Annotated in this window: 12 protein-coding genes; 6 read left to right on the top strand and 6 right to left on the bottom strand. The window is 50.2% G+C overall.

Annotation, left to right across the window (positions count from 1 at the left end):
* Positions 1-85: 85 nt before the first annotated feature.
* The 6 genes from ACYVBJ_RS19535 to ACYVBJ_RS19510 form a co-directional block, all read right to left on the bottom strand.
* Positions 86-2,029 carry a KUP/HAK/KT family potassium transporter gene (locus tag ACYVBJ_RS19535; RefSeq protein ID WP_460983988.1) on the bottom strand — a complete coding sequence of 648 codons (1,944 nt, stop codon included), beginning with the start codon at positions 2,027-2,029 and terminating at the stop codon, positions 86-88.
* A gap of 694 nt (positions 2,030-2,723) precedes the next feature.
* A complete protein-coding gene (locus tag ACYVBJ_RS19530) occupies positions 2,724-3,251 on the bottom strand; it encodes a hypothetical protein (RefSeq protein ID WP_460983987.1) in 528 nt (175 codons plus the stop codon).
* A gap of 17 nt (positions 3,252-3,268) precedes the next feature.
* A complete protein-coding gene (locus tag ACYVBJ_RS19525; protein ID WP_460983986.1) occupies positions 3,269-3,622 on the bottom strand; it encodes a PadR family transcriptional regulator in 354 nt (117 codons plus the stop codon).
* 488 nt (positions 3,623-4,110) lie between these two features.
* Positions 4,111-5,493, bottom strand: coding sequence for a RagB/SusD family nutrient uptake outer membrane protein (locus tag ACYVBJ_RS19520; RefSeq protein ID WP_460983985.1), 1,383 nt, complete (start codon positions 5,491-5,493; stop codon positions 4,111-4,113).
* Between the two features lie 6 nt (positions 5,494-5,499).
* A complete protein-coding gene (locus ACYVBJ_RS19515) occupies positions 5,500-8,700 on the bottom strand; it encodes a SusC/RagA family TonB-linked outer membrane protein (protein ID WP_460983984.1) in 3,201 nt (1,066 codons plus the stop codon).
* A 373-nt stretch (positions 8,701-9,073) separates the two neighbouring features.
* Positions 9,074-10,402, bottom strand: a complete 1,329-nt coding sequence (locus ACYVBJ_RS19510) for an Nramp family divalent metal transporter (protein WP_460983983.1) — start codon at positions 10,400-10,402, stop codon at positions 9,074-9,076.
* 159 nt (positions 10,403-10,561) lie between these two features.
* On the opposite strand from ACYVBJ_RS19510, the gene ACYVBJ_RS19505 reads away from it, so the two are divergent.
* The 6 genes from ACYVBJ_RS19505 to ACYVBJ_RS19480 all read left to right on the top strand — a co-directional run bounded on the left by ACYVBJ_RS19505 (position 10,562) and on the right by ACYVBJ_RS19480 (position 17,393).
* Positions 10,562-11,215, top strand: a complete 654-nt coding sequence (locus tag ACYVBJ_RS19505) for a metal-dependent transcriptional regulator (RefSeq protein WP_460983982.1) — start codon at positions 10,562-10,564, stop codon at positions 11,213-11,215.
* Between the two features lie 98 nt (positions 11,216-11,313).
* Positions 11,314-12,390: an LptF/LptG family permease gene (locus ACYVBJ_RS19500; protein ID WP_460983981.1), complete on the top strand. Its 1,077-nt coding sequence runs from the start codon at positions 11,314-11,316 to the stop codon at positions 12,388-12,390.
* Positions 12,391-12,482: 92 nt separating this feature from the next.
* Positions 12,483-13,418 (top strand): DMT family transporter, encoded by a 936-nt coding sequence (locus ACYVBJ_RS19495; protein ID WP_460983980.1) that lies wholly within the window; start codon positions 12,483-12,485, stop codon positions 13,416-13,418.
* 44 nt (positions 13,419-13,462) lie between these two features.
* On the top strand, positions 13,463-14,902 hold the full coding sequence (locus tag ACYVBJ_RS19490) for a DUF6056 family protein (RefSeq protein ID WP_460983979.1): 1,440 nt from the start codon (positions 13,463-13,465) through the stop codon (positions 14,900-14,902).
* A 14-nt stretch (positions 14,903-14,916) separates the two neighbouring features.
* Positions 14,917-15,654, top strand: coding sequence for a glycosyltransferase (locus ACYVBJ_RS19485; RefSeq protein WP_460983978.1), 738 nt, complete (start codon positions 14,917-14,919; stop codon positions 15,652-15,654).
* A complete protein-coding gene (locus tag ACYVBJ_RS19480; protein WP_460983977.1) occupies positions 15,651-17,393 on the top strand; it encodes a hypothetical protein in 1,743 nt (580 codons plus the stop codon). Before ACYVBJ_RS19485 ends, ACYVBJ_RS19480 begins: the two co-directional genes overlap by 4 nt.
* The last annotated feature ends 22 nt before the right edge of the window (positions 17,394-17,415 follow it).

Here is a 17,415-nt window from a genome sequence, read left to right as displayed (position 1 = left end):
GTGAAAGAGTGATAGAGCGAAAGAGCGCAAGAGTGAACGGTTGCGGTATATCCCTTTTTCACTCTTGCGCTCTTTCGCTCTTTAATCAACTCGCAATTCGTTTGAGTTTGACGTTTTCGACGGGGCGAATGACCAGCGGTACTTTTTCGACCTTGACCGAGCTGCTATCTAGGCCGAACCAGCGGTCTTCGGGCGTAGTAAAGCTTTTTACCGTGAAGTAAATGTTCATGATGAATCGCTCGCGAACCGGCAGCTCATTCTCGAACGACAGGAATTTTTCGAGTACCACGAACCGGAAGTCGCCGATCACGTTCTGGCGGCTGAGTGATTCGTACCGGCTGGTGATGTCCACTTCCTTATTTTTCACCATGTCTTCGATCACCTTCCGGAAGAACAAATTGATACGTTGCTCAACCCGGAAGCCCAGCTTGAAGGTCACTTTATACGCGTCGTCCGGCGCAATGGTGTTTACCTTATACTCCATCGTGTATGGATCGTCGGTGGTGTCGACGTGGACGAACCAGTAGATGTCAGCGCGTTTAGGCCGCTTCTGAAAGATGGAATAAATGATTTTGGACTCGATCTCGGACTGCCGGGCCGCGTTGCTCATGAACACCAGGTGGGTAGCGTATTTCGGAATACTGATGTCGCGGCTAAGTTCTTTGATAGCCTGAATGTAATGGTCGATCCGGACGTATTCCGTCAGACGAAGTTTAATCTGGAACGCCTGTAGCCAGATAATCATAATGGCGGCCATCAGTCCGGCAATCAATACAGATACCCAACCACCCGCTGGAAACTTAACCAGGTTGGCAACGAGGAAGCTGCCTTCGATACATAAGTAGAAAATCAGGAAGGTAAAAACTAACCAGGCATTGTACTTATGGGAGTACATGTAATAACTAAATAGAATTGTAGTCATTAACATGGTTAATGTAATCGCCAGACCATAGGCCGCTTCCATGCGCGAGGACTCCTGGAAATACAGGACAACGGCGACGCAGCCCGAAAACAGCAGCCAGTTGATGCTGGGAACGTAGAGCTGACCTTTCTGAACGCTGGGGTAGCGCAGCCTGACCTTAGGCCAGAAATTCAACCGGATGGCTTCGCTGATGAGTGTAAAAGCTCCGCTCAGCATCGCCTGGCTGGCAATGATGGTGGCGGCCGTAGCAATGGCAATGCCGATAATCAGGAACCACTCGGGCATCAGTTCGTAGAACGGGTTTCGTTCGCCCAGCGCCTGGCCCGATAGTGATTCAACGTAGGCCCCTTGGCCGAGGTAATTTAGCAATAAGCAACTTTTGACGTAGACCCAGCTGGCGCGAATATTGCCCCGACCGCAGTGACCCATATCGGAATACAACGCTTCGGCACCGGTTGTGGACAGGAATACGGCCCCTAGTAACCAGAATGATCCGGGATAGTCAGTCAGAAAACGATACGCGTAATAAGGGTTAAACGAAGCCAGAATGCTCAAGTCACCGATGATGTTGACAATCCCCAGCACGCCGAGCATCGTAAACCATACGAACATTATGGGCCCAAAAGCCGTACCGACAACTCCCGTACCGAACGATTGAATCAGAAATAGAACCGATAGAATGGCAATGACGATGGGAATCGTCTCGATGTTGGGGTACAGAATTCGCAAACCTTCTACCGCTGAAGATACCGAAATCGGTGGGGTGATAATGCTGTCGGCGAGCAGCGAACTTCCCCCAATAATGGCCGGAATTGTTAACCAGCGGGCATGGCGACGAACCAGCGCGTACAATGAAAAAATGCCACCTTCCCCCTTGTTATCGGCCCGGAGAACCAGAATGACGTATTTAACGGTAGTTTGGAGGGTAATTGTCCAGAAAATACAGGAGAGCGCTCCCCGCACCATTTCTGCCTGAATAGGCTTGGTAGGCCCAATGACGGCCTTTAACACGTATAAAGGCGAGGTACCGATATCGCCATAGATGATACCCATTGCCACCAGCAGGCCAGCAGCCGTGACGGTGTCTAAATGCTTCTTATCTTCCATATAATAGGCTTTCGCCTTACTGTTGCACGTGCGGGTAAAAACTGGGCAAAGATAGCCTATGTTTGGATTCCTTGATGTGGCGCTGCGGGAAAGTTATAAAACACAGAATACGTCTTAAAAAGACCGGGCAAAATGCTAAACAGGTCTATTCTGATCCGATCTCACGCTACGTATTCCGAAGGCTTTTTTGCCATTGACGCTCTTGTTCGTAGGCAACTGCTTGGTCAGCAGGTTGACTGAAAATAGTTGGAGCTACGATCTGCCAAAAGGCGTACTACGTGCACCTGATAATGGTTTAGTTGTTGAGGTACATTACTATGTTCATGCGTGATATGCCTCGACAGCAAACCAAATTGCCCTTACACTCGTAGGTATAACTCCACCAATCTCACCTACTAAGTTTTGTTTAATTAGGTGTGTTAGCAGACGACTTGTTCCTTGAGCGGGTCGTCTCTTTTTTATACCTGTCGCGTGCAAAAAGTAAGCCTGTTTTTTTGGAGAAGTAACCTGGGTAGCGGAGCAGGTTGAATACCTATCGTAAGTCCATATACAGCCCGGTCTGTAGAACAGGAGCTCCTGTTCTACCAGTAACCTATAGGCTGGCTGGCAGTTAACTTTAAGGCGATTTGGGTACGTAGCCTTAGTGGCTAAGTGATTTTATAGCAACCAATGGATTCCTCAAAAGAAAAGGTATTTACTGATAGGCGGGCAAATCGTTTTGCTGCTCATGCTGAAGATACCAACTGAATCCGGCGAACGTAACGGCGATCAAACCAACCAGCCAAATTGCCCCCCAGCTACTCCAATACGACCAGGTACCTCGACTGATCATCTGAACCAGGGCCATCAGCATCATGCAAATGCCCAGAGTCATAATAATGGAATTCCGTAAGGTCTGCCGGTAAGTACGTCGTAGGTCATAGGCACCATACGCCTTATTCCGAAACTGAAAGACAATGTCATCCAGGGTTGCCTCGCGAAGTTGGGTTTCGGTAAGAGTAAGCTCTTTCTGGTACGTTTTGCGGAGTTGATGCAGGCTTCCAGCATTAGCTTCGAGTAAGGCCTTGTCGAAAGCCGGCTCAAACGGGAGACCAATCCACATGTAATACTCAACTTCACAGGCGAGGTGATCGAGCAGTTCGCTGATGAGCGAATCACTGGTACCTAGCTGGATCAGGTGGTCGTACAACCGGGCTACTTGTTGCGGGTTTAGCTTTTCCATGACTTTATGGAGTTGAGTTATTTACCGAGGGCTACGTCAGGAGAGGATTGTAGAAGGGTACGCATATGCTCAACAAAGCGTTCGAATTCCGATACTTTCCGGATAGCTGTGGCGGTGCCGGTAGGGGTGAGCGAATAATATTTACGTAGGCGACCGTCGACCTCAACGGATTCGGTTATTAGCAGCCCATCCTGTTCAAGTTTGTGCAGAACCGGGTACAAGGCACCAAAGGTCAGCGTTACCTCGCCCTGTGTACGTTCTTTAACCGATTGTGTAATCTCATACCCATACATCCGTCCCTGCTCAGCTAAAAGCTTGAGAACAATAGTCTTTAACGTCCCCCGAAGGAATTCACTGCCCGACTGTTCCATACTAATCCAGATCCAAAAATTAATGGGGTGAATATATGTAGGAAAACTGTATATATGTACAGCCTAAGGGCAACTTTTTATTTTATGAAGCTGCATCCCCAGTTGCTGGTTAAACAAATGGTAACCTAAATATTATTTTGGGTCTTTTTGACTTTTAGAAAGCTGACTTAACTGTTAATTAGCTTATTGAGTCGATTGTCGTCAGCAGGCAATAGTAAAAGGCTCATAGTGGAACACGGGCATGGAATCTATATAAGCTGGTTAAGTACGCCATACCCTATTGACTGCACTTTCCGATTTTGAGACTTTTACGTATATATTTGAGACGTAGCTATTTATGATTGATTGGCAGGCAGTTCCATACAGAATTAAGTTTAGTTTGGTAAGAAGTGAAACGAACGAAGAAACAGGTGAAATGGCTTCAAATACAAAAGGACTACGTCTTAATGCTTATTAAGACGTAGTCCTTCATCGTGTAACCGGCTCCGCTAATAGCCTTGATTCTGGGGGAAGTTCGTGGAGTTATTATACGTGTCAATCTCCGACTGCGGAATCGGGTACAACACTCGATAACCGGGTACAGTAATGCCAGTTACTTTAAGTGCTTCAACGGCTGTGCCCGTTCGGATGAGATCGAACCAGCGATCGCTCTCCAGGGCTAGTTCAAGGCGCCGTTCGTTGATAACAGCCGTACGAAACGCTTCTTTTGTTGAAAGTTGTGCTGCTGTATAGTTTGGAACACCTGCTCGGGTCCGTACGCGGTTAAGGCTTTTAAACGCTTCGCCGTCAGCTTGGTAACTCACTTCGTTTAATGCTTCTGCATATAAGAGTAATACGTCTGCAAAGCGTAATACAGGAAAGTCGTTCCCGACGTCGTTGGTCCCTGATAGCTCATCATAGAATTTTCTGGGCACTACGTTGATACTGCTTGGTACCGGTACTTGCACCGTGAGAGGAAGCCGTTTGTCGCCTGCTGGATACGCTGCTCGTAGAGAGGGTTCAATAATGTCACCAATGCTTGTACCAAACCATGAGCCATGACCTTCGCCAAGCGATCCGCCTTTCTTGTACTTGACGGCGAAGAGAAGTTCAGCGTTATTTTTATTAGTTACGGCGAATACATCGGCAATGTTGGGAAGTAACTGATACGTAGTTCCGTTGACGAGATCTCTCAGGACAGGCACTGCCAGATCGTACTTCTTCTCCGTCACATAAACTTTTCCCAATAGTCCTTTGGCTGCGCCAGAAGTAGCTCTGCCCACGTCGTTACCTGTATAGCTGGCGGGTAGACCTGCCGCTGCGGCTGTCAGGTCGTTTTCGATGGCGGCATAAATATCCGTTACTTCATTACGGACGTACGAGCGAGCATCTGACGTAGTGCCTGCTTTCAGCACGAGCGGTACTTTGCCCCATAACCGAACCAGATTAAAATAGGAGAGGGCACGTATAAACTGCGCTTCGCCTTTATACCGAGCTTTCAAAGTTGCATCCATCGATACGGCGTCGATCTTGTCCAGAATAAGGTTGCACCGGTTGATACCTGCATACAAACTCCCCCAGGTGTCGCGCAGCAATGTATTCGTCGTCGGTTCAATAAACCGATCGATATTATACCGTAAGCCTGAGCCGGACGATGGATCGTTGTCCAGTACGTTATCGCCCCTGGCTTCAACTAACGTATTGTAATCTCCTCCGTATTGATTTGAACTTTGAAGTGCATCATAAGCGCCGTTGACGGCATTTCCGAAATCATTAGCCGTCTTGTAAAAATTATCTACGTTTGGTTGCGATAGAGGCTTTAAATCAAGAAAGCCTTTCTGACAAGCCGACAGACTGATGATCAGTGCAGAAACTATAGCGAGCTTTTTCATGGCTGGTTAGAAAGAAAGATTGATACCGACTGATGTGGTACGTGGTAAGGGATAGGTTCCGTAATCTTCGCCCGAAGACAAGGCACTGTCAGGACGGCTGTTCACCTCCGGATTGAAACCGAGGTACTTGGTGAACGTGAACGGATTCTGAGCCGAAACGTATAGGCGGGCGCGGGTTAGACGCAACCGTTGTAGTACTGTGCTGGGCAACGAATAGCCGAGCGTAAGGGTGCGAATACGGACGTATGAGCCGTCTTCAATGTGCCAGGTCGAGATTTCGCCGTTCGATCCGGTAGAAAGTCGGTTCGCGCGGTTGACCAATCCGTTTCCTGGGTTATCGGCCGACTGCCAGCGGTCCAAGGCCCCCCGGAACAGATTGCCGTTCCCCTCCATGTTGTAGATATACCGACGTATCAGATTCAGAATTTTGTGGCCCTGAACGCCTTGAATCGCGATGCCCAGATCGAAACCCCGGAAGGCGAAATTGTTGGTAAACCCAAACGTGTACTTCGGGAAATAGCTGCCCGTTACGGTGCGGTCGCTGCTGAAGTCAATTTTGCCATCGCCATTCTTGTCGACGAATCGGAAATCGCCGGGTTTGGTTGTAGACGTATGCGGATAAGCATCAATTTCGGCTTGGTTTTTAAAGACACCGTCGTAAATCATCGTATAGTATTCGCCAATCGGATGGCCGATCTGCGTAATAAACTGCGCACCGGCGACTCCACCCGCTACAATGATTGGGTCACCGGATGGCCCCAGGGCTATTACTTTGTTTCGGTTCGTCGCAATATTGGCGCTTGCGTCCCACCGGAAACGGCCGAACGTCTGACGGGTTCCAAGTGTAAACTCGAACCCCTGGTTGTTTACTTTACCGATGTTCTGTAGTTCTGTGCTAAATCCTGACGTTCTCGGAACCGGTACGTTCAGGAGCAGGTCAGAGGTATTTGCGTTGTAGTAGTCAACAGTCAGATTCAGCTTGTTTCTAAAGAAACTAACATCGAAACCGACATCGAGCATGGCCGTCTTCTCCCATCTCAACCTATCATTGGCGGAATTGCCCGGCGCCAGGCCACTGACAACTGTTTCGGGACCTAAAATGTAGTTCTGATAGTTTAATAAGCTGATTGATCCGTAGTTAGGGATCTGGAAATTTCCGGTTAAGCCATAGCTGGCGCGTAGTTTCAGATCACTTAACCACGTAACGGGTTTTAAGAATGATTCCTGCGACAAATTCCATCCCGCTGATACCGATGGAAAGTAACCCCAACGGTTATCGCGGCCAAAGCGCGAGGAGCCATCCGCCCGAATGGCGGCCGAGAGCAGGTATTTTCCGTTATAATCGTATTGAACTCGGCCTAGGTAAGACAGTAACGACCATTCCTGAACATCAGAAGCCCCGGCAGATACTTGCCCCGCGTTCAGCGTGTACACCAGGTCATTGGGAAAGTTGGTCGCCGTAAGTTCATTAGCAACCCGCCGGTCTTTTTGTGAGGTGAAACCTACTAATGCCGCGACCGTGTGTGCGCCGAACGATTGATTGTAGTTCAGGGTATTTTCAACCAACCAGTTTATAAAATTCTGCGCTCTCGAAAAGCCTGTCGGCACAGAAGGGCCTTTACGATCTCTGATTTCGAGCGTTGACGGTCGGTAGTAATCACGTTGAAAGCTATTGATGTCGGTCCCTACGTTTAGGCGGTACGATAAGCCTTTGAAAATCTCGTACTGCGCGTAAGCATTACCGAGTACACGTAACTGACTCAACTTATCACTCACCTGATTGGCAATGGCGACCGGGTTCAGGATAGAGGTAGCTCCGTACCCCCAGGCATTGCCTCCCCAGTTGTACGATCCGTCGGCGTTATAGACCGGAAAGATAGGCGGCATTTGAAGGGCTAAACCAACTACGCCTTCACCCAAATAAGGTCCTTCAGCCTTAATCAGGTCATGGTAGGAGTAGGTAGGATTTAGGTTAGCGCCGACGGTCAATCTACCGGATTTCACATCGACATTCGCTCGGGCGCTGTAGCGTTTGAAGCCCGAATTGATAACCACTCCTCGTTGATCCAGGTAGTTACCGGATACGTAAAATTTGACGTTATCTTTCCCGCCCGAGATCGAAAGCGTATGGTTTTGGATGGGAGCAGCCCTGAAAATAGCATCTTGCCAGTCGGTGTTAATTAATCCCGGTTGCCCTGAAAGGTAAGGAACGATTTCGGGCTGAATCAGCGTACTCGGTGCACCAACGCCTTTGTTTCGAATGTCATTCGAGTCAGTCGGTTTACCCGTCGGGTTTCGGTCGAGATACGCATTGTTTTTCGCTTCGTAGCTTAGCTGAGCGTATTCATACGCGTTGATCATGTCAATCTTCTTCGAAACATTCTGAACGCCTACAAACGAATCGTAATTGATGGTCGTTTTGCCTTCTTTCCCCCGTTTGGTGGTGAGTAGAACGACGCCATTGGAACCTCGGGAGCCATAAATGGCAGCCGCCGACGCATCTTTTAATACTTCAATACTTTCAATATCGTCTGTGTTGATTGTGCTCAGTACGTTGATCGGATTGTCCGGAAACTGCGTGCTGGTGCTGCCGGTCGCATATTTTGTGTCGCGCGAAAGCGGAATCCCGTCAATAACGTACAACGGATCATTGCCAGCACTGATTGAACCGGTCCCCCGAACGCGGACGGATAAGCCTGCTCCGGGGGCGCCGGAGGTCTGGGTTACCTGCACCCCGGCAATTTTGGCGGCCAGCGCCTGATCAAAACTAGCAACGGGCTGGTTCGCCAGATCGCGCGCCTTAACCGAGCCGATAGCCGTAGTGATGTCGCGTCGGTTCTGTACGCCATACCCAACAACGACGACCTCGCTTAAAGCGTTGTTCGTGGCTGTGAGCTGAACATCGATCACACTACGATTGCCGACCGCTGCTTCGAAGGGCTGGTAGCCAATGAAGGAAAAAATCAGCGTTTTTTCGCCGACTGGCATAGTTAGTTGATAACGGCCATTGGCGTCGGCCGTTGCTCCGGTATTGGTTCCTTTTACCTGGATGGTTGTCCCCGCCAGTGCATCACCATTGGCAGCATCAGTTACTGTACCAGTGATAACGGTCTGTGCATAACTCAGGTGAGTTATAAGCACAAGCAAGCTGAGCAGCACCCAGCGACGAACTTCATCCGGACGCCAACTGCGTAGAAAATCAAGCATAATAAGACGGTTTACTAGTGAATAAGGAGTGTTTACTATCGTGCGGGGTGTGGGAGAAAAAGGACCCGATTCGTTAAGCACACTGGCCGGGCGTAATAATACAAACAGCTTTTTGAATTATAGATATAGTACTAATTTCTATTTTTGTCTCTTCTCGAAATAAGGATTTAATGCATTGGAATTTGGACTATTGTTTGTTTTGAAATTGGTTTTATTTGATTGTTAAATTATTAAGTCTGGTAGTAGATATACTCGATATACTTTAAAAAAGTCAATAATACGTTACGTAAATTAGCCTGACACAGGCATACAGAACAAAATCGGGCGAGTTTATAAACTCGCCCGATTTTGTTCTGTATGCCTTATAGATTTATCAATGAAGAACGGTATCCCAAAGCAGGTACGTGTTCAAACTGATAATAACGACGGCTACTGTCCAGGCCAAAGCCTTTACCCAGCCAGGGTTGACAAACCTCCCCATTTTCAGCTTATCGCTGGTGAAGGAAACGAGCGGTACAACGGCAAAACTAAGTTGTAAGGAAAGAATTACCTGACTGAACACCAATAAATCACTGGTGCCTTTCTCGCCGTATAAGATGGCCACAATAAGCGCCGGTACGATGGCGATCAGACGCGTGATGAGCCGACGTAACCAGGGTTTGAGCCGCAGATTCAAAAAACCCTCCATGACGATCTGACCAGCCAGCGTGCCGGTTAGCGTGGAGTTTTGCCCCGATGCCAGTAGCGCTACGGCAAAGAGAAGTCCCGCTAGCTTAACGCCTAAAATCGGATCGAGCAGGCGGTGAGCATCGGTAATGTCCGCTACGTTTTGGTTGCCTGACGTATGGAACGTAGCGGCTGCCAGCATCAGGATGGCCGCATTGATAAAGAAAGCCAGGAATAAAGAGATGGTTGAGTCGATCGTGGCGAATTTGATGGCGGATTTACGTCCCGCATCGTCGCGGCTGAAATTGCGGGTCTGCACGATGCTCGAATGAAGATATAGGTTATGCGGCATGACCGTAGCCCCCAGAATACCGATTGCAATGTACAACATGCCCGGGTTGGTAATGATCTCCTGACGGGGCAGTAGCCCATCCATAATATCGTTAAGGGCGGGTTTGGCAATCAGCAGTTCGTAGCCGAAGCACCCCACAATCAGAAAGATCAGGCTGGCCACGATACGTTCCAGCACACGAAACCCTTTATTCTGTAGGTATAATAAAAGCAGGACGTCCAGAGCCGTGATAAGTATGCCCACGGTAAGCGGTAAACCAAATAACAGGTTCAGGGCAATAGCCGAACCAATGACTTCGGCCAGATCGGTAGCTGCAATAGCAATCTCGGCTAACACCCAAAAAAGAATGGACACTGGTCGGCTGAAATGATCGCGGCAGGCCTGGGCTAAATCGCGGCCGGTGGCAATGCCGAGCTTCAGCGCCAGGTGCTGAAGGAGAATCGCGAAAAGATTTGAGATCAAAACGACCGATAGGAGCCGGTAGCCAAACTGCGCCCCCCCAGCAATATCGGTAGCCCAGTTACCGGGGTCCATGTAGCCCACAGCAACCATCAGGCCCGGCCCGACATAGGCCATCAATGTTTTAAAGAAACCACTGTTAGTGGGAACGTGGACAGAACCATGGACTTCACCCAGTGAATTTGATTCGTTCTCCTGGCGCCACCCTTTTATAGCTGTATTCATTAGTTCTCTACGTACTAGACCATCAACGAATCAAAGGTAAGCAATGTTTAAATAAAAATTTAGACCAGTCTAAATTTTTAGAAAGTTTAACATAAAAACTACCTTTGTCGGTAAACTGTTTGACTTCTTTTTGCTGTTTTCGGTAAGCAGTAACCGGCTATGCATTCGTTCACCGAAGAAAATTACCTAAAGACCATTTATTATCTGGCTACACGGCAGGCGGGCGAGGTGAGCACGAATGCATTGGCCGAGATGACGGCTACCAAAGCCGCGTCGGTAACGGACATGCTCAGAAAACTGGCTGAAAAACAGTTGATTCATTATAAAAAGTACCAGGGTGTCCGGCTGACGGAAGAAGGTGAGCGAGTGGCGCTGCAAATTATCCGTCGGCATCGGCTCTGGGAGGTTTTTCTGGTCGAAAAGCTCGGGTTTGGGTGGGATGCCGTACATGCGATCGCGGAAGAACTTGAACACATTCGTTCGGAGGAGTTGGTTACCCGCTTAGATACGTTTTTGGGCCACCCGCAGTTTGATCCGCACGGTGATCCAATTCCAACACCAGCGGGATTGATGCCCGAAACCGGATATCGAAAGTTATCGGAGATGCAGGAAGGGGAGAAGGCACGGCTGATGGCGGTTCTGGAACACTCGACGGAGTTTCTTCAGCACCTCGATCACTCGAACCTGACGCTGGGCTGTGCAGTTACGGTGACCCAGATTAATGCATTCGACAAATCAGCAGTTGTGCAAATTGAAAACGGCCGATTGGTGTTTGTTAGTTATGAAGTTGCCAAAAACCTGTTAGTCAACTGAGTGAACAAGCGCTGGTAACGATAGCAGCGTATCCCGACGACCCTAAAACTGGTGCGCTACTCATGCTGCATCTGTGACCTGTACGCAAAACCATCAACATGAAATTACTCGATTGGTATATACTGAAGCGGTTCCTACAAACATACGTCTTTGTGGTGCTGGTGATCGTTCTAGTGGTTGTGATGATCGACTACACCGAAAAGGTCGACAACTTCTACAAACATAACGCGCCCGCCAGCAAGATTCTGTGGGACTATTACCTGAATTTTATTCCCTACTGGGCCAACTACATCAGCCCGCTGATGGTCTTTATCGCCACGGTATTCCTGACGTCCCGGCTGGCGGCCCGCACCGAAATTATTGCCATTCTGAGTAGCGGAGTGAGCTTTGTGCGGTTGCTGCTGCCGTATTTTATGGGGGCTACCGTGCTGGCCGTGCTGACCTACTTCATGGTCAATTATATTATTCCGAAAGCGAACAAAACCCGCATTGCTTTTGAGGTAGAGTACATCAACGAGGCTTATACGTACTCGGGCCGGAACGTACACATAAAAATTGCACCCAATACGTATGCGTACCTGGAAAGTTACAACAACCTGAGTAACACCGGTTATAAGTTCACTCTGGAACGTATTGAAGGCAACAAACTCAAGCAAAAGCTCTCGGCCGACCGGATCGAGTGGGACGTCAAGAAAAAGAAATGGGCAGTCTACGATTACAAGATCCGGGATATCAACGGCCTACAGGAAACGCTTACGCCCGGCACCCGGCTGGATACGGCGCTGAACCTGAAACCGGACGACTTCAGCTCAAATTTCAACCTGTACGAAACGCTCACGCTACCCGAGCTAAACAAGCACATCGACCTGTTACGTAGCCGCGGGGCCGATGGCGTAGAAACCTATTTGCTGGAGAAATACAGCCGGGATACGCGCCCCTTCGCCATCGTCATCCTCGCCATTATCGGGGTGATCATGTCGGCGCGTAAAAGCCGGCGGGGAGTTGGCTGGCAGGTGGCGCTTGGGTTTTTTCTGGCTTTTACCTACCTGCTGTTCTTTATGCTGGCCAAAGGGATTGCCGAGTCCGGTAATCTGAATCCCATTGTGGCGGTCTGGTTACCAAACGCTATTTTTGCCGCCATTGGGGTCTTGTTGTACAATACAATCCCGAGGTAATTAATGAGCGAAAGAACGAAAGAGTGAAAGAGCGAATACTTAGTAGCTACTTTATTCACTCTTTCGCTCATTCACTCTTTCGCTCTTTATTTATGAATAAGCCTGCCTTCACCGATTACCTCCAGCTTCACTTTATCGTCTTAATCTGGGGATTTACGGCCATTCTTGGGAAACTGCTCGAACCGCTCGACTCGTCGGCGGTTGTGCTGTTTCGTACGCTGCTGGCGGTTGTCGGCATGGGCGTTGTGCTGAGAATTCGCAAGCAGACGATTGCGGTACCTGCAGCTGATCGCTGGAAACTCCTCGCCACCGGCGGGGTCATCGCCCTGCATTGGGTAACGTTTTTTTTAGCCGCCCGGATTGCCAACGTATCGGTTTGCCTAGCCGGTATGGCTACCAGTTCGCTCTGGGCGAGTGTGCTGGAACCCATCCTGTTACGTCGGCGTATCCGGCTTATTGAGGTACTCTTGGGAGTCGCCGTGATGAGTGGGCTGTACCTGATCTTCCGGTTTGAGTTCGACAAAGTGGCCGGACTAGCCATGGCGGTTTTTTCGGCCATGCTATCGTCATTGTTTACCATTATTAACAGCCGATTTACCCAGCGGCACGACGCCCTGGTCATCTCGTTTTATGAAATGGCGGGAGCATCGCTAGGCGCTTTTGGGATGTGGCTGCTGGTGCAGGCCATAGATCCGGTAGCGGCTGGGCAGGCGGTGCAGTACGTACCGAACACACCTATCCAGTGGTTCTGGCTTTTACTCCTTTCGTTGGTCTGTACAGTCTATGCCTATTCGGTCGGTGTGCGCCTGTTACGTAAATTTTCGCCGTATCTGGCAATCTTAACTGTAAATTTGGAGCCAGTGTATGGAATTTTGCTGGCCGTACTGATTTTCGGCGATGCTGAACGCATGACAACGGGCTTTTATGCCGGAACACTCGTGATTCTGGCGGCCGTGCTGGCTTACCCATTCCTGATACGGCTGCAATCGGCCGTAGCCACAGCTAAAGGGGATTCTGTTGTTCCCTGAAGCACTAACACCATTCACGCCGGCCCTTGGGCCGGTGATTTGGCATGAAAGAAATGTTGGATGACCGGCTGGTGACCGTAATCGCCGGAATCTTGTTTTTGCTGGCGTACGTACCGTTAGTTGTGCTCTCTGTTCACAATCATCCCTCGGCCGCCGATGATTATTGCTTTGCAGATACGGCCGTGCGCTATGGCTTCTGGCAAGCTCAGAAATATTATTACGATGGCTGGACCGGGCGCTATTTCTCCAACATGCTCGTGCACGGTAATCCGCTGGTCTGGAATTGGTACAATGGATTTCGGGTCATTCCGGCGGTAGCCGCAACTGGGTTAGTTGCCGCGCTGTACGCCTTTGTGGGCGAGATTCTCCGCGACCAGGCCATTACACGACGTCTTACGGCTACGGCTTTGCTGTTTTTCGGCATTATTCTGGCGCTGCAAAGCATTGCCGAAGCCTTTTTCTGGACGGCGGCCGTAGCTTCTTACACCGTGCCAACCATCCTGACGATTTATTTCGTCGCCGTGCTGTTACGTTGGTATCGCCTGCCGACGGGCTGGTTCAGAACCTTGACGAGTATCTGGGCGGGGGTACTGGTATTCGCCATCGTTGGATCGGGCGAAACGAACCTGCTGCTGCTGGCCATGCTACTGCTGGGACTGGCGGCTTACCGGCTGTTCTTCCAGCGAACGGTTGACTTTTTTCTCGCTTATTTATTGATCGTGGCCGTAGCATCGGCCTGGTTGGTGTTCAGTGCGCCCGGCAACTCGATCCGGTTAAACGCCAACGAAATCCAGGGGAATGTACTTGTATCGTTCATAGCCACGCTGCGCTGGCTGGTAAAATACATTGTTATCTGGCTCTGGCAAACGCCTATTATTCCGTTGTCTCTATTCTGGCTGCCCGTTGCCGTTCGGCTCAATAACCGGTCCAGTTCTGTACGTTTCTTATTTCAACTGCCTACGCTGTTACTGCTTGTGGTTTTGGCGGGTGTATTGATCGTTTTAACGTTCCCCTCTACGTATGGTCTGGGTGTACCGCCCAGCCGGGTCATAAACCTGGTGTATATCGTTTTCATCGTTGGCTGGTTTTATGCATTAACGACCCTTATTGGCTGGGCGTTACGTCGGGGTAATTCATTCGGTCGCTTTTTGACGAACCCCAAACCGCTACCGGCTTTTGTTTTCCTGCTGGCGGGAATCTGGATACTGGCCAGCGCCTGGGGCAGTCCAACAATCCGGCAGCTTTACGGCGACCTCATAAGTGGTAACGCGGCAACCTACGACCGGGAGATGACCGAACGTCATCAGCGGCTTTTGCAGCCTTCCGATACGTTGCGGCTCAGCCCCATCAGTGTGTATCCTCGCAGTTTGTTTATCGAAGACATCCATACCAACAGTGACCACTGGTGGAATCGCTGTCAGGCTGGCTATTATGGCCATAAAGTCGTGTTACTCGACGCTCAATCGTCCACTGCCCGCCGTTAACTATCATTCGCTACATGTCCTCTGTCTGTATTATTATTCCGTGTTATAACGAAGCCTCCCGGTTACCCGCCGATCTATTTCTGGCGTACATCCGGGAGGTTCCGAATGTGAATTTCTGCTTCGTGGACGATGGCAGCGTGGACAACACATACGCCGTTTTAGAGCGATTAAAGAACCAAAACCCTGAACGTATCGATGCGCTGAAGCTGTCCCGTAACGAAGGGAAAGGAGGTGCCGTACGTGCGGGTATGCAGTATGCCGCCGAGAAATCCGTTGATTACGTCGGTTTTTTCGATGCCGACCTGGCTACCCCCCTCAGTGCGATTACCGACCTCGCCTACGTTCTTGACGCCAATGTCAGCCTCGATCTGGTGATGGGATCACGCATCAAACGTATGGGGGCTGACATTCAGCGGAATGCGTTTCGGCACTACGTCGGGCGGGTAATCGCTACGTTCATCAGTACCATTCTTAAACTGCCCGTTTACGACAGTCAGTGCGGAGCAAAACTGTTTCGTCGCCGGGTCGTACCGGTGTTATTTAAAGAGCCGTTTATTAGTCCCTGGCTGTTCGACGTGGAATTGCTGGCCCGGCTCATTGAGCAGCACGGTCGGCCTACGATCCTGGAACGCGTGGCGGAGCGGCCTCTACAGCAGTGGATCGAGCAGAGTGACTCGCGCCTGAGCTCAACCTATGTCTTTAAGATGTGGTATGAACTATACCGGATTCAACGTAAGTACCGTAACCTATGAATTCATTAAGGACGCCCACGTATAGAACGTCTATGTCGGTTAAATCAGGTTGGGGGGCGGTTGCGCTGGCTGCTGCGCCCATCGTCTGCTTTACCCTGCTGATTGTAACCTACGCCGTTAATGTGCCCTGGATGGACGACATTGATGCGTTCCTGAGTTTCATAATAGGCTACATCGATGCCGATACGGCCGCGGAGAAAGCCGACTGGCTGCTCCGGCCGAACAATGAGCACCGAATCCTGACGGCCAAACTCATTACGTTGCTCCTGTACACCCTTAGCGGGCAGGTGAATTTCCGGTGGCTGATTCTGGCGGGGTACTTGTTTCTGCTCGGTATCGTCTGGCTGTTTTACCGGGTGTTTAAAGGGCTCAACCTGCCGTTGCTGGCGTTCGTACCCATTCCTTTTTTTGTACTTCAGCCTCAGTACTACCTGACCAGCATCTGGGCGATCACGGGCTTGCAGCACCAGGTAGTCGTGTGTCTGATTCTAACGGCACTGTACATGCTGGCCAACGGTCGTCCGAACCGCTTCGCGGTTGCAACCGGTTTACAGCTCCTGGCGTCGCTCTCGATGAGTAATGGCCTGTTTGGCTGGGTTGCGGGGGCCGTCGTACTGGCTTTACAGAGGAATTGGTATCGATTAGGAATCTGGCTTGTCATCGGAGTTGCTACCATCCTGTTTTACTTCCATGATTTCCATAGCCCTCAGGGCAATGAAAGCAGCTTCTCGTTTTTTATCCGGCAGCCGTATCTGATTGTCGCGGCTTTCTTTACGTTCACTGGCGGTTTGTTCGATTTCTTTCCGGATGCCGACATTGTTAAGCGAAGCATCCTGCCAACGCTGGCGGGTCTGGTGTTAATTACCACTATGCTGGCGCTGCTTTGGAACCTGCTTCCTAACTTCCTGGGTCCGAACACGCGCTATGCGCGCTCGGCCGGTAACGGATTCAAACCAGACCGGCAGCGGCAGTATTTTTTCGTCGGATGCTACGCGTTTCTGATGGTGAATGCCAGCGTTGTGGCCTTTCTGCGGCCCCGCTTCGGGTACTCGGTCATGCTCGTGAGTAATTACATGATCTACCCGGCTCTCTTGATTTCGCTTCTTTACCTAACCGTATTGAGTGAATACCGCCGGAGTGAGGCTCTGAACCGCTGGGTTAGGGTCGGTATACTGAGTAGTATTGCCATTTTCAGTATCTCCTACTTTATCCGCTGGCCGAAGGTAGCCTATCGCAAGCAGGTGCTGTTAACCAGTGCATTTAACCAGAAACATAATGGCACTGGCTTAGGACCGACCTGGGGAACCCCCTTCGCCGACCTGGCTAATCATGCCATGACCGAAGCGGTTAAGCGAGGTATCTATCAGTATCCTGCTGCTTATTACACGGCTTTTGAGTCGACGTTACGTCCATCGGTTCAGTCCCGCATTCCTGATTCTCTTATTCATGTCAACGTGTCGGGGGGAGGCTATAGCTACATTGCCGAGACGGTGCCACCCACTACACTGTCGGTGAATGGGCCGTCGGCGGTAGTGGTGCAATCTCCGCAGCGTTCGTATTTATACGTATCCGAACTGCCGTTTGGAACGAAGGCCTTCTGGCTGAACCAATCCCCGGACAATGTGCGGGCCGAAGTGGTGAACAGCCTGCTGGCACCGGGTTCGTATCGGGTCGGTTTATTCATTCCATCCGCCGGACAACCCGTGCGGTTCAGTAGCCAGACAATAACGATTCCTTGAGAAACGCCCGGTGAGTGTGGGC

Source organism: Spirosoma fluminis (assembly GCF_054778895.1).
Note: the sequence above shows the minus strand (reverse complement) of the source record. Positions and strands in the feature narration are given on the sequence as shown.

Bases quoted from the DNA above. Each gene is read 5' to 3' on its own strand.
- ACYVBJ_RS19515 (WP_460983984.1), bottom strand. From the start codon at position 8,700: ATGCTTGATTTTCTACGCAGTTGGCGTCCGGATGAAGTTCGTCGCTGG.
- ACYVBJ_RS19495 (WP_460983980.1), top strand. From the start codon at position 12,483: ATGAATAAGCCTGCCTTCACCGATTACCTCCAGCTTCACTTTATCGTC.
- ACYVBJ_RS19485 (WP_460983978.1), top strand. From the start codon at position 14,917: ATGTCCTCTGTCTGTATTATTATTCCGTGTTATAACGAAGCCTCCCGG.
- ACYVBJ_RS19480 (WP_460983977.1), top strand. From the start codon at position 15,651: ATGAATTCATTAAGGACGCCCACGTATAGAACGTCTATGTCGGTTAAA.
- ACYVBJ_RS19520 (WP_460983985.1), bottom strand. From the start codon at position 5,493: ATGAAAAAGCTCGCTATAGTTTCTGCACTGATCATCAGTCTGTCGGCT.
- ACYVBJ_RS19500 (WP_460983981.1), top strand. From the start codon at position 11,314: ATGAAATTACTCGATTGGTATATACTGAAGCGGTTCCTACAAACATAC.
- ACYVBJ_RS19535 (WP_460983988.1), bottom strand. From the start codon at position 2,029: ATGGAAGATAAGAAGCATTTAGACACCGTCACGGCTGCTGGCCTGCTG.
- ACYVBJ_RS19530 (WP_460983987.1), bottom strand. From the start codon at position 3,251: ATGGAAAAGCTAAACCCGCAACAAGTAGCCCGGTTGTACGACCACCTG.
- ACYVBJ_RS19490 (WP_460983979.1), top strand. From the start codon at position 13,463: ATGAAAGAAATGTTGGATGACCGGCTGGTGACCGTAATCGCCGGAATC.
- ACYVBJ_RS19525 (WP_460983986.1), bottom strand. From the start codon at position 3,622: ATGGAACAGTCGGGCAGTGAATTCCTTCGGGGGACGTTAAAGACTATT.
- ACYVBJ_RS19505 (WP_460983982.1), top strand. From the start codon at position 10,562: ATGCATTCGTTCACCGAAGAAAATTACCTAAAGACCATTTATTATCTG.
- ACYVBJ_RS19510 (WP_460983983.1), bottom strand. From the start codon at position 10,402: ATGAATACAGCTATAAAAGGGTGGCGCCAGGAGAACGAATCAAATTCA.